Below are 13275 nucleotides of genomic sequence, written 5' to 3' on the forward strand. Positions count from 1 at the left end.
CTCGCGCATCATCCGGGAGGTCTCACTGGAAAGCTAGTTCTTGGGCGGCAGACCCATCGCGGCGCGATAGGCGGCAAGCTGCTTGGCCCGGCCGAATTCGTCGGTCAGGCGATTCCACTCCTTCGCCATCGCGTCGAGCGCCGCCTGCGGCGTGGTCTGGCCGGCCAGCGCCTTGCCGAGCTCGATCTCGACGGCCTCGGTATAGGAAAAATAGCCGGGCAGACGCATGTCGAGCGCGACGTTCTTGGCGTTGATCGAGTCCGATTGCGCGCCGAGATATTCCTTGGCCTCTTCCGGCGAGAAGATCTTGCTCCACAGTTGCAGATTGGCGGTGTGCGATTTGCGATAGGGATTGACGCCGCTGCCGCCGGTGATCGCCGCCTGGCCCGACACCTCGGGGCTCGTCAACGTCTTGACGAAATCCCACGCCGCCTGCTGGTTCTTGCCGGCCTTCGGCACAGCGATCTGCCAGCCGCCGAATGCCATGAACGGGCCCGGAAGCACGCTCGGGAACTTGTCCCACTTCTTGGTCTTGGCGTTCCAGATCTCGTCCGAACCGGGCAGCATCGCCGAGCCGACCTTGCCCGAGATCTTCGACTGCTTCGGGTCGGCGGCGATGACACCGGTGTCGCCCCAGCCGATCGATTCCGCCACCTGGCCACCGGCCACCGCAGCGTTCACCTCGCCGAACGAGAAGTTCAGCGCGTTGGGCGGCCCGAGCTTCGAAGCCCTTATGTATTCCTCGAGCCCCTTCACCCAGCCCGGGTTGTTGATCTGCGCGTCCATCGTCTCGGGGTCGAAGAACATCGCACCCGGATAGTTCGGATTGTTGGCGTAGGCCGCGGCGTGGCTGAAGAAGAACCAGAACTGCTGACCGCCGCGACGGAACGCTTCCGCGGTTCCCCACAGGCCCTTGTCCGGCCGCTGGAAGAACTCCGCAATGTCGAGATACTGCTTCCAGGTCTTCGGCGGCGCGAGGTCGTAGCCGTACTTGGCCTTGAAGGCGTCCTTCTCCTTGGGATCGCTGAACAGGTCGGTGCGGTACGTATAGGTGTGGACGTCGCCGTCCATCGATTGCGAGTAGATCTTGCCTTCCCACACCATCAGGCGTTCACGATAGGCCGGCTCGATATCGTCCCAGTCCTTGCCGGACTGCATCTCCTTCGGCATCTCGCTGAGATAGGGCACGAAATCCGGCAGCCAGGCCGGTGCGAAGCTGACGAGGTCGAACGTCGCATCCGACGCGGTGAGCGATGTCGCGATCTTCGGATAGAGCTCGGACCACGGAAACTCGACGACATTGACCTTGCCGCAGGTCTTCTTGACCCATTCGTCCGCGCCGAGCTTGAGCGCGGATGCGATATAAGGTCCGGTCTGCGACGCCACCGTCAGGGTGACGCCGGTGTAATCCGGGCTGCAGGCAGCATTCGCCTGGCTCGCGGCACAGGCCATCGCGAGCGAGGTGGTCAACATCAGGAACGTCCGTCGCAACATCGTCTAGTCCTCCCTACAAGGTTTTTTGCTATTTGATGGCCCCGAGCAGCAGGCCCGACCGCATCATCCGGCTGAGCAGGCCCGCCATGATCATCATGGGAACGATTGCGACGAGCGCCGCAGCTGATATCGCCCACCATTCATCGCCGCGCTGGCTGTTCTGTCCTGCCACCAGGATGGGCAGCGTCTGCCATCTGGAATTGGTCAGGAACAGCGCGAACAGAAACTCGTTCCAGACGAAGGCCAGCGTGATCATGAACGTCGCCAGCAGCCCGTTCATGGACATCGGCACCACGATGCCGAAGAAGATGCGCCAGCTCGGCACGTTGTCGACCATCGCCGCCTCTTCGACCTCGATCGGCACCGCCTCGAAGAAGTCGCGCATCAGCCAGACCACGATCGGCAGCGAGAAGGCGACGTAGCACAGCGTCAGGCCGACGTAGCTGTCGATGAGCTGGAAACCCAGCCGGCCGATCTCGCTGTAGAGCAGATACAGCGCAAAGGCCGTGACGATCGGCGGGAACATACGCTGGCTGACGAACCAGAACAGGATGTCCTCGTTGCCGAGGATCGGTCCGGGCAATGGCAGGCGGTTGGCGACGACAGCAGCGATCAGCGCGATCGGAAAGGCGAGCAACAGGGCCTGCGGTCGCGTGAACCCGAACGTCGCATTGAAGAGCAGATAGCCGCCGAGCGCGAGCAGGAAGAACACAAGGCCCGCACCAAGGCGTACCTTGAATTCGAACCGCACCAGCGCGTAGGCCGCCATTGCACCGATCGCGGTGGCGATCGCCGCGGCTGACAAGCCGACGATGGTCGAGTTCAGGAAGGTCCGGAAGAACTCGCCGCGGATCCCCTGATAGAGATCGATGAAAGGCTGCAACGTCGGCGTGAAATCGATGAACGGCAGATAGGTCGGCCCGCCGACGACGCCCGGCGGCGTCTTGAATGCGGTCACCACCACCCAATAGAGCGGAAACACCGTGATCAGGCACCAGGCGAGGACGCCGACCGCGACCAGGCGGCGGCTCCATGGCGACAGTCCCGTCAAGCCCTGCCCGCTCATCGGCGTTTCTCCAGATGCGGCCGCAGCAGCGCCAGATAGGTGACGCCGATGATCGTGATCGCGATCAGGAACAGGAAGCTGAGCGCCGACGTATAGCCGAGATTGAACTTCTTGAAGCCTTCCTGATAGGCGAACAGTGTCAGCGTCTCGGTGTCCACGCCCGGGCCGCCGCCCGTCATCACGAACACCGTGTCCATGATCTTGTAGCTCTCGATCAGGCGGATGAAGACGATCGCAGCCGAGATCGGCAGCAGCATCGGAAAGGTGATGCCCCAGAACTGCTGCCAGGCGCTGGCATTCTCGAGCTCGGCGGCCTCATAGACATCTTCGGGAAGCGTTTGCAGGCCGGCCAGCATCATCAGGATGACGAACGGGGTCCACTGCCAGACCTCGACTGCGATGATGCAGGCGAGCGCCCAATGTCCATTGGTGAGGAACGGCAGATTGACCAGACCGAACTTCGACAGCAACTGATTGAGCGGCCCCATCGTCGGGTTGAACATCATGCGCGCGACCAGCGCGACCGCGACGGGCGCCAGCAGCATGGGCAGCAGCAAGGCGACGCGAAACAGCCGCTCGCCCGGCACCCGCGCGTTGAGCGCCAGCGCGACGCCGAAACCAATCGCGTATTGCAGGGCGACGGCGATGAAGGCAATCAGCGTCGTCGTGAAGATCGCGTTCCAGAACCGCGGCTCCTGCAACAGCGTGGCATAATTGCCGAGCCAGACCACCCGCGGCGGGATCGGCGGAATCAGGCGGTAGCTCAGGAAGCTCGTGGTCAGCGAATAGATCAGCGGAAAGATCGAGATCGCCAGCACAACGAGCACCGCCGGCCAGATGAAGACATGCTTGATCGGATCATTCCGCATCATCGCGCGATCATCCCTTCAGCAGCGCGTCGATCTCCGCGCGCCGCGGCATCGCGGGCGCGGTGCCCGGTCGCGTCACCGAGATTCCGGCCGTGGCCGAACCGAAGCGCGCAGCCTCCAGCGGATCAGCGCCGTCGGCGAGCGCCGCCGCGAAGCCGCCGACGAAGGCGTCGCCTGCGCCGGTGGTTTCGACCACCTTGCCTGCGGCGAAGGGCGGCACGTGCAGCGAGCGATCCCGCGCATGAAACAAGGCGCCGCGCTCGCCGAGCGTGATCAGCGCCGTTCCTGCGCCTTTCGCCAGCAAGGCATCGCCGGCGCGGCGGGCACCGGCGAGATCGCCGACCGCGATGCCGGTCAGCGCTTCGGCCTCGGTCTCGTTGGGGACGACATAATCGCAGAGCGCAAACAGGTCAGAGTCGAACTCGATCGCCGGCGCCGGGTTGAACACGGTGATGCTGCCGGCGGCGCGCGCGATCTCGAGCCCGCGCCGCGCCGCATCGACCGGCTGCTCGAGCTGCGTCACGAACACGCGGCTGTCGCGGATGGCGTCCGCCACCGCGTCGACATCGGCCGGGCCGATCCCGCCTGCTGCGCCCGGCACCACGATGATCGCGTTATCGCCGCGCGTCTCGTGGACATAGATGAACGCAGCACCGGTCGGTGTGTCCGCCGTCCTGGCAATGCGCGGCCGGATTCCCTCGGCCTCCCAGGTCTTGATCGCAAGCTCGCCGAAGGCATCGCTGCCGATCCGGGAGATGAAGCTCACGCTGGCGCCGGCCCGCGCGGCCGCGACAGCCTGGTTGGACCCTTTGCCGCCGGGCCCCATGGCGAATCCAGATCCGGCGATCGTCTCGCCGATCGCCGGCATGTTGCCGGCGCGGAACGCCAGGTCGACGACGAAGACGCCGAGGACGGCCACGCCATGCTTGCTCATGTCGTTACTCCCCGTCCGGCGCGATGACGCCCTTGCTGAACAGGAAGCAGCCGTAGAAGCGGCGCTCGCCGGTCGCGATCACGCAATAGGCCGTCTTGGCCTTCTGGTAGAACGCATGGCGCTCGACGCCGACCAGCGGCCAGGATCGTCCCTCGGCGCGATCGATCGCGGCCTGCACCTCACGCTGCACGGGCGGCACTTCCTGGGCCTGGCCGACGATCTCCATGCGGATCGCGGCATCGTCGACAAAGGTATCGAGCGGCATCACCGAGAGAACGGCTTCGACCGCCTTGGCGGCACTCACATTGTCGATGCGCAGCAGCCTGCCGAGCACGCTCTGGCGCGCGATCGAGTCCGCCGGAAAATTGGTGTCGCACACCACCAGGCGATCGCCGTGCCCCATCGCCCGCAGGGCATAGAGCACGTCGGCATTGAGCAGTGGATTGATGCCCTTGAGCATGTTGCGTCCCCTCCTTTGTCTTCCAGATCGCCGAACTCTCGTGGTTCGGGCCCCAATCGATATCACCGTAAGGTGACGTCCCTAGTCGCCATACGGAATCCAGATGTTCTTCACCTGCACGGCATGACGCAGCAGGATCGGGCCCTCGCTCGCGGCTCTGTCGTACCAGTCGAGCGCGAGGCCTTGATCGACCAGCGTCCGCTTGAGATTGCCGATCGAGTGACGTTCGGCAGCCGCGGAAGCGTCCTGCGACCCGAACACCCAAAGCGCGTCGACATCGTCATGCTCGGCAAGGATCTTGACGAGATCGTTGCGGTCACCGGTGACGATGTTGACCACGCCGCCCGGCACGTCCGACGTCTCGAGCACTTGGTAGAGGTCGGTCGCGGCAAGCGGATGCCGCTCGCTCGGCACGGCGACCACCCGGTTGCCCATCGCCACCAGCGGCGCCACCAGGCTGAGGAAGGCAAGCAGCGGCGCCTCGTCCGGACAGGCGACGCCGACCACGCCGATCGGCTCATGCATTGCGAGCGCCACGCCCCGCAGCGGCGGCGCGTGGATGGATCCCTCGAATTTGTCCGCCCAGGCGCCATAGCTGAACAGCCGCTCGATGCTGGCATCGACCTCGGTGCGCGCCTTTGCTGCCGACACGCCGGTCATGTCGGTGATGCGCCGGGCGAACTCGTCGCCGCGCGCGGACAGATTCTCGGCGAGGTAATAGAGGATCTGGGCGCGATTATGCGCCGTCGCCCGGGCCCACCCCTCGGCGGAGCGCGCCGCGGCCACCGCATTGCGGATATCCTTGCGATTGCCGTCGCCGGCTTCGCCGAGGCGCCGGCCCTTCGGCGAGAGCACCGCGCGCGAATAATTGCCGTCCGGACGGACCTGCTTGCCGCCGACGAACAGCTTGGCCGTTCGATCGATCGGCGGCACGTCGAAGCCGGCGCTGGCGCTCGACGCCGTCGGCAGCGGCGGTGCTTTGGCCCGCGCCTTGCGCCCGCTCCAGGCCTTCGGCTTGAGATACTCATACATGCCTTCACGGCCGCCCTCGCGGCCGAAGCCGGATTCGCGATAGCCGCCGAAGCCGACGCTGGCGTCGAACAGATTGGTCGCATTGACCCAGACCACGCCGGCCAGGAGTTTCGGCGCGATGTCGAGCGCGAGCCCGATCGTCTCGCTCCACACGCTGGCGGCAAGGCCGTAGCGCGTGTTGTTGGCGAGCATGACAGCCTCGTCGGGCGTGCGGAACGTCATTGCCACCAGGACAGGGCCGAAAATCTCTTCGGTCGCAACCGTCGAGGACGGATGCACGTTCCAGAGCAGGGTCGGCGGATAGAAGCATCCTTCCGCCGGAATCGCGCCGGACGCCTGGTACTTCTCGGCGCCCTCCTTCACCCCGGTCTCGACCAATGCCTTGATCCGCTCGAGCTGCACGGGGGCGACCACCGCGCCCATGTCGATCGCCTTATCGAGCGGCATGCCGACGCGAAGCATCTCCATGCGACGGATCAGCCGCCTGCGGAAGGTTTCGGCAATCCCCTCCTGCAACAACAGCCGCGATCCGGCGCAGCAGACCTGGCCCTGGTTGAACCAGATGGCATCGACCACGCCTTCCACGGCGCCATCGATATCGGCATCGTCGAACACGATGAACGGCGATTTGCCGCCGAGCTCCAGAGTCAGCGATTTTCCGGTCCCCGCGGTCGCCTGACGGATCAGCCGCCCGACCTCGGTCGATCCCGTGAAGGCGATCTTGTCGACACCGGGATTTTCGACGAGCAGCGCACCGGTCGCACCGTCACCGGTGACGACGTTCAACACGCCCGGCGGCAGGCCGGCCTCGGCCGACAGTTCGGCGAACAACAGCGCGGTGAGCGAGGTGAACTCCGCCGGCTTCAGTACCACCGTGTTGCCCGCGGCGAGCGCCGGCGCGATCTTCCAGGCCAGCATCAGCAGCGGGAAATTCCACGGGATGATCTGGCCGATCACGCCAATCGGCACCTGATCGGCGAATTCGCGGTCCTGCAACTGCGCCCAGCCGGCGTGATAGAGGAAATGGCGCGCGGCGAGCGGCACGTCGAGATCACGGGTTTCCCGGATCGGCTTGCCATTGTCGATCGCCTCCAGCACGGCGAACAGCCGGGCGTGACGCTGCAGCATGCGCGCCAACGCGTAGAGATGGCGCGCGCGGCCGTGACCGCCAAGCTTTGCCCAGGCGGCCTGCGCGGCGCGCGCGGCGTCGACCGCCGCCGACACGTCGGCAGCGTCGCCCTGTGCGATGCGCGCCAGCGCCTTGCCGGTGGCAGGCTCGCTTGTCGTGAGGTGTTTGCCCGCATGCGGCGCCGTGAACCTGCCGGCGATGTAATGCCCGAACGTGGCGCCATGCCGCGCCAGCCAGGCACGCGCCTCGCCGTCCGGCTCGGGCGCGGGGCCATACTCCATGGTCTCGAAATAATTTGCGACGCTCATCGCTGGAGTCTCATCCCACGGGGTGACGGTTGAAAGCCGAGTAGTGGCCGGTCACGTGATGTTCGAGCTGCCGCTCGATGTCGGCGAGCAGGCTGGAGGCGCCGATGCGGAACAGCTCCGGCTCGAGCCAGTCGCGTCCCAGTTCCTCCTTCATCAGGAACTGGTAGTTGAGCACGTCCTTTGCCGTCGAGATGCCGCCGGCCGGCTTGAAGCCGATCTTGTAGCCGGTGCGCTCCTGATAGATGCGGATCATCCGCAGCATCGCGAGCGTCACCGGCAGCGTCGCGTTCACGCCTTCCTTGCCGGTGGAGGTCTTGATGAAGTCGGCACCGGCCATCATGCAGACCATCGATGCCTTTGCGACATTGCGCAGCGTCTTGAGGTCGCCCGTGGCCAGGATCGTCTTCAGATGCGCGTTGCCGCAGGCGGCGCGGAAATCCCGCACCTCGGCGTAGAGCGCCCGCCAATCGCCGGTCAGCACATGCTCACGCGTGATGACGATGTCGATCTCCTGCGCGCCGTCGCGGACCGACGCCTCGATCTCCTTCAGCTTCAGATCGTGCGGCACGAGACCCGCGGGAAACCCGGTCGAGACCGCGGCGACCGGAATGCCGGATCCATCGAGCGCATCGACAGCCGCTGCAACGAACCGATGGTAGACACAGACCGCTCCGGTGTGCAGCTCGCGCCCGGCAAAGCCAAGCCGCTCGAGAAGGTCGCCGCGCGCGGGCGCCTTGGCCTTGGCGCAGAGGCGCTTTACCCGTTCGGCCGTGTCGTCGCCGTTGAGTGTGGTCAGGTCGATGCAGGTGACCGCCTTGAGCAGCCACCCCGCCTGTGCGTCCTTTTTGACCGTGCGCCGGCCCGGCAGGCTCGCGACCCGCCGTTCAACGGCCGACAGATTGATCTTGATTTCGTCGACCCAATCCATCTCGAGCGCGCGGCCGCTGTTGCGCGGCAGCGAATGCTCGCCGCCCGGGGAAGGCGATTGCACGGCCAAGGGGGACGGATTCTGGATGAAGACGCTCTGCGTCATGGTGGCGCCGTGCGGTCCTAGCGAATCGACGAGGTGGCCAGATAGATTGAATGTGTCGATCGCAACATGTGATCCTCCCCTGACCTTGCCGCCGGGTTTTCCGCCTGCCGAGGACGACATCGTCTCGACACCGGATCAGCCCGCCGGATTGGATGTTATTATTGTAACAAATCGACGTTGATAAACTCACAACATTGTAAGATCATTGTCAATCGGATAAGCAAGCTCGGCGATCAAAATGGCTGGAACTTCCAACGCACGACCAAGCGAGACACGCGTCCAGCGCCTTCAGAGGCTGCGCCGCGCGGTCGAATCGAGTGGCGCGCTGCATCTGAAGGACGCCGCCGAGCTCCTCAAGGTTTCCGAAATGACGGTGCGCCGCGACCTTGCCGGTCCGGACGCCGCCCTCGCTTTGCTCGGCGGCTACGTCGTCAATGCGGCGTCGCCGACCGGCATCAAGTACACGTTCGAGCAGGAAATCGACCAGCACACCCAGGACAAGCGCCTCGCCTGTCGGGCTGCCGCCGCCTCCATCAGGGAAGGCGATACGATCTTCATCGACTGCGGCACCACGATGCAGTCGCTGGCGGACTGCCTGCCCGAGGATCTGCCACTCTCGGTGATCTGCTATTCGATGAACGTGGCGTCGATCGTGACGCGCCGGCCGGGCACGCAGGTGATGCTGATGGGCGGGCTCTATCATCCCTCGTCGCAGTCCTTTGCGTCTGACGATGGCCTGTCCTATCTGCGGCGGCTTGGGATCAACAAGGCCTTCATCTCTGCGGGCGGCGTGCACTGGACCCGCGGCGCGAGCTGCTCGAATTTTCACGAAGTCGCGGTCAAGCAGGCCGTCATCGAGACCGCGATGGAGAGCACCCTGGTGATCGACGCGAGCAAGCTCGGCAGTCTCAAGTCGGCATTCTTCTCCGATATCGGCGCGTTCTCGCGGATCATCGTCGGCGGCGCGGCGTCATCGGAGATGCGCAAGCACTTCCGCAGCCTTCCTGTCGAGTACGTGACCAGCGCAACCTGATCCGAGCGGGGGCTGGCACGCCCGGATCAGGCTGCTCACGATGCGCGGGCTCGCGGGACCACCCATCGAACTCCTGCGGCTCAATTGCAGGCAGGCTTTGCCTTGTTGCAAGCGTCGGTCAGTTCCGGCGGCGGCTCCTTCTTGAACACCGTCTTGTAGGATTCCAGCACGTTCGACTGTGTCACCGGCAGCGACTGCACGCCGATCCAGCCGGGCGTTTCCTTGCCGAGCAACGCGTTCATCATCGCCATCGCTTCCGCGACGCCCTGATCATAGGGACGCTGCGAGCCGGTCGCCTTCAAGGGACCGCCCTTGGCGATCTCGATCGCCGATTGCAGGCCGAGATCGACGGTCGTGACCGGAATGTCGATGCCCTGCGCGCGCATCGAGCTCAGCGTATCGAGCGCCGGCTGATCCCAGACCGCGAACAGACCCTTGATATCAGGATTGCCGGTGAGGAAGTCACCCGCGATCTGCGACACCTTCGGCGGATCGGTGAAGTCGACCTGCTTCATCTTGATGTCGGGACGGTTCTTCTGCATCCACTCGCGGACACCCTTGGTGCGCTCGTTGGTGCTGAAGTAATCGACGCCGAAATTGACGAGGCCGATGGTCGCGCCCTGCGCCACGCAGGAGGCCAGGATCTGGGCCGCGATCTGGCCATTGCCCTGGCTGTCCGCCGAGATCATCGAGGCATATTCCTCCGGATGCTTGAGGCCGGTCGGAATGCTGTCCATCAACACGAGCTTGATGCCGGCCTTCGCGATCTTCTTGTAGGTCGGCGCGGTCGCAGTGAAATCGACCGGGATCGAGATGATGCCGTCCGGATGCTGCTGGATGGTATTCTCGATGTCGGCGATCTGCTTGTCGACCTGATATTCGGCGGACGCGACGCCGGTCACCGTCACGCCGTACTTCTTCAGCGTATCGGTGATGCCCTGGATCTGCAGTTGCGCCCAGTCGAGGTTGACGGTCTGCATGGAGATGCCGACCTTGAAATGCTTCTCCTTGATCTTGGCGGCGTCGGCGTCCGACAGTGCGAGCACCTCGGGCGATGCGGCCTTCTCGCCGTGCGGCCCCTGACCGACGATCGATTTCGGTCCCAGCGTCGCGAGATCGACGCCCTTGACGCAGCTTGCCGGCACTTCGGCACGCGCCGAGGGCGCGATCGAAATGGCCGTCGCCGCGATCAGCGCGGTCAGCGGCAGGGTTTGTCGCAAGATTGGCTTCATTGTTTCCTCCCTTTTTTGGTCGCCGATTGACCGGAGGCCGGCGACCTTGCCCCTACACTTTTCCGGATCGTGCTCTAGCGTTTCGTGAAGGCGACCGCGGCCACGATGATCGCTCCCTTGATGACTAGCTGCATCGGCGAGCTGACGCCGAGCAGCACGAGGCCGTTGTTGAGCGTGCCGATGATGAGGCTGCCGAACAGCGTTCCCAGGATGTAGCCGCGCCCGCCGAACAGGCTGCAGCCACCGAGGATCACGGCGGCAATGACGTCGAGCTCCATCCCCTGCACGACGTCGGGCCGCGCGGCGTGCGAGCGCGCGGACAGCACCAGCGCCGCAAGCCCGGCCAGCGCGCCGGTCAGCACAAAGGCCGCCGTCGTCACCCATTTGGTATTGATGCCGGAATAGAGCGCCGCGGTCGGATTGCCTCCGACCGCATAGATGCGACGGCCGAACACGTTGTAGTGCAGCAGCAGGATGCCGACGATCATCGCCACCAGCGTCCAGGCAATGGGAACGGGTATGCCCAGGAACGTGCCTTCGCCGAAGATCGCGAAATAGGTCTCGTTGGTGATGATGACAGGCTTGGTGTTCGTCACCATCATCGCCAGACCCCGCGCCATGCTCAGCGAGCCGAGCGTCACCAGGAAAGACGGGATCGAAAGCTGCGTGGTCAGGATGCCATTGAGCAGCCCGACCAGCGCACCGGTGCCGAGCCCGGCAATCGCGCCGACGATCCAGCTGTTGTTGATCTGGCTCATGGCGAGCGCCGCGGCCATGCCGGACAGCGCCAACGTCGATGCGACCGACAGATCGATCTGACGTGCGATGATCACGAAGGTCATACCGACGGCGATGATCGACACCAGCGTTGTCTGGCGTCCGATATTCAGGAAATTGTCGAGCGACAGGAACCAGGGCGAGGACAGGCTGAACACCACCAGCAGCACGACGAAGGCAATGTACAGCATGTAGGGCCGCTCGCCGCGCAGCAGATTCTGCAGCAGCTTGCGACGGCGATCGGTTCGGGTCGACGAGGCGACGACATTTGGCGCGGTCAGTTCGGTCATGCGGGCAGCTCTTGCAATACGCCTTGTCCTGAAGCTTGGTACATCTGCAGAAGATGATGGAGCTCTTCGGCATCATCGATCTCGCCGCGCGCCAGCGTTCGCGCCACGCGTCCATCGACGATCACGGAGATGCGGTCGCAGAGCTCGATCAGTTCGACGAGATCCGAGGAGACGATCAGGACGCCGCTGCCGTCGCGGGCGGCATTGCGGATCACGCCGTAGATTTCCTCGCGTGCGCCGACGTCGACGCCGACCGTCGGTTCGTCCAGCAGCAGCACCCGCGGCCGCGGATCGTTCCATTTTCCGAACACGACCTTCTGCTGGTTGCCGCCGGACAGTGTCCTGACCAGGCTGGAAGCACCCTGCGCTTTCACCGCAAGCCGCGCGACCGCGGCGTCCGCGCGCCGGGCGGCGGCGCGTTGCTGCATGAAGCCCCAGCGCGAGAAATGCGGAATCCGCGGCAAGGTGATGTTGCGTTCGATCGAATGGTCGAGCACCAGGCCCTGCACATGCCGATCCTCCGGCACCAGCGCGACGCGCTGATCGATTGCATCGGCCGCGCTCTTCGGCAGCCATGGCCGCCCCTCGATCTCGAGCGTGCCGCCCTCGACCGGCCGAAGTCCGAAGATCGTCTCCAGAATCTCCGTGCGCCCGCTGCCGATCAATCCGGCAAGGCCGTGGATCTCCCCCTTCATCACCGACAAGTCGACGGCCGACAGCCGGTCGTTCGACACGCCCGACAGCGACAGAACCGGCGATGAATCCAACGAACGCGCTGCCGCGGGCGCGGCGCGCGATGCTGCCGGCGCCAATCGATCGGTGCCGATGATGGCGTTCACCAGCCGCTTCATGTCGGTATCGGCGGTGACGAACGTGCCCGCGTTGGCGCCATCGCGCAGCACCGTGACACGCTGCGAGATCTCGAACACCTCGTTGAGCCGATGGGTCACGTAGATCACGCCGACGCCGCGGCGCGTCGCCTTGCCGATCGCGTCGAACAGGATGCGGACCTCATCCGACGTCAACGAGGATGTCGGCTCGTCGAGGATCAAGAGCCGCACCTCGCCCATCAACGCCTTGGCGATCTCTGTCATCTGTCGGTAGGCGAACGGCAGCGAGCCGACCGTCGCTCGTGTATCAAGGGGAATGCCGAGCTCCCCCAGGAACGCTTCGGCTTTGGCCATCAGCTCGCGCTTCCGGACAAAGCCGAACCGCGCGCGCGGCTCGCGGCCGAGCAGCAGATTGTCGGCGACGCTCAGCGATTCGACGAGGCTGAGGTCCTGATAGACGACAGCGATCCCCGCCTCGCGCGATCTTGCCGGGCTGTCGAACGTCACTGGTTTGCCGGCGATCTCGATCGCGCCGCTGTCGGCGGCATGAACGCCGCTGAGGATCTTGATCAGCGTGGATTTTCCGGCGCCGTTCTCGCCCAGCAGCGCATGTACCTCGCCGGAGAGGACCTCGAGGTTGACGTCGCGCAGCGCGCGCACGCCGCCAAAGCGCTTGTTGATGCCACCGACCGTCAAAAGCGACGCCGACGGCCGAGGCTCTGCCGCGATCGAACCGGACAATTCCATTTTCCTCCCATCGCCGCGCGAAACGCTGATGCGATGATGAC

At 64.9% G+C, this 13275-nt stretch carries 11 protein-coding genes; 1 reads left to right on the forward strand and 10 read right to left on the reverse strand.

Annotation, left to right across the window (positions count from 1 at the left end):
- Nucleotides 1–33: 33 nt before the first annotated feature.
- The 7 genes from ACVW1C_RS09520 to deoC all read right to left on the reverse strand — a co-directional run bounded on the left by ACVW1C_RS09520 (nucleotide 34) and on the right by deoC (nucleotide 8325).
- Complete coding sequence (locus ACVW1C_RS09520; protein ID WP_456763033.1) at nucleotides 34–1473, reverse strand: extracellular solute-binding protein; 1440 nt, start codon at nucleotides 1471–1473, stop codon at nucleotides 34–36.
- 49 nt (nucleotides 1474–1522) lie between these two features.
- Nucleotides 1523–2560, reverse strand: coding sequence for a carbohydrate ABC transporter permease (locus ACVW1C_RS09525; RefSeq protein WP_456758205.1), 1038 nt, complete (start codon nucleotides 2558–2560; stop codon nucleotides 1523–1525).
- Nucleotides 2557–3432: a carbohydrate ABC transporter permease gene (locus tag ACVW1C_RS09530; protein ID WP_456758206.1), complete on the reverse strand. Its 876-nt coding sequence runs from the start codon at nucleotides 3430–3432 to the stop codon at nucleotides 2557–2559. The genes ACVW1C_RS09525 and ACVW1C_RS09530 overlap by 4 nt, the downstream gene beginning before the upstream one ends.
- A gap of 7 nt (nucleotides 3433–3439) precedes the next feature.
- A complete protein-coding gene (gene rbsK / locus ACVW1C_RS09535) occupies nucleotides 3440–4363 on the reverse strand; it encodes a ribokinase (protein WP_456758207.1) in 924 nt (307 codons plus the stop codon).
- Between the two features lie 4 nt (nucleotides 4364–4367).
- A complete protein-coding gene (locus tag ACVW1C_RS09540) occupies nucleotides 4368–4823 on the reverse strand; it encodes an RbsD/FucU family protein (RefSeq protein ID WP_456758208.1) in 456 nt (151 codons plus the stop codon).
- Between the two features lie 81 nt (nucleotides 4824–4904).
- Entirely contained in the window at nucleotides 4905–7292 is a 2388-nt protein-coding gene (locus ACVW1C_RS09545; protein ID WP_456758209.1) for an aldehyde dehydrogenase family protein, read from the reverse strand.
- Nucleotides 7293–7302: 10 nt separating this feature from the next.
- Nucleotides 7303–8325 carry a deoxyribose-phosphate aldolase gene (gene deoC, locus ACVW1C_RS09550; protein WP_456758210.1) on the reverse strand — a complete coding sequence of 341 codons (1023 nt, stop codon included), beginning with the start codon at nucleotides 8323–8325 and terminating at the stop codon, nucleotides 7303–7305.
- A gap of 238 nt (nucleotides 8326–8563) precedes the next feature.
- Between deoC and ACVW1C_RS09555 the strand changes: the two genes are divergently transcribed.
- Nucleotides 8564–9358, forward strand: a complete 795-nt coding sequence (locus ACVW1C_RS09555; RefSeq protein WP_456758211.1) for a DeoR/GlpR family DNA-binding transcription regulator — start codon at nucleotides 8564–8566, stop codon at nucleotides 9356–9358.
- 80 nt (nucleotides 9359–9438) lie between these two features.
- Here ACVW1C_RS09555 and ACVW1C_RS09560 read toward each other — a convergent pair whose 3' ends face one another.
- The 3 genes from ACVW1C_RS09560 to ACVW1C_RS09570 all read right to left on the reverse strand — a co-directional run bounded on the left by ACVW1C_RS09560 (nucleotide 9439) and on the right by ACVW1C_RS09570 (nucleotide 13234).
- On the reverse strand, nucleotides 9439–10590 hold the full coding sequence (locus tag ACVW1C_RS09560) for a substrate-binding domain-containing protein (protein ID WP_342712712.1): 1152 nt from the start codon (nucleotides 10588–10590) through the stop codon (nucleotides 9439–9441).
- A gap of 74 nt (nucleotides 10591–10664) precedes the next feature.
- Nucleotides 10665–11657 carry an ABC transporter permease gene (locus ACVW1C_RS09565; RefSeq protein WP_456721227.1) on the reverse strand — a complete coding sequence of 331 codons (993 nt, stop codon included), beginning with the start codon at nucleotides 11655–11657 and terminating at the stop codon, nucleotides 10665–10667.
- Nucleotides 11654–13234, reverse strand: coding sequence for a sugar ABC transporter ATP-binding protein (locus tag ACVW1C_RS09570; protein ID WP_456758212.1), 1581 nt, complete (start codon nucleotides 13232–13234; stop codon nucleotides 11654–11656). Before ACVW1C_RS09570 ends, ACVW1C_RS09565 begins: the two co-directional genes overlap by 4 nt.
- Nucleotides 13235–13275 lie beyond the last annotated feature (41 nt).

The organism is Bradyrhizobium sp. USDA 4011, assembly GCF_054063415.1.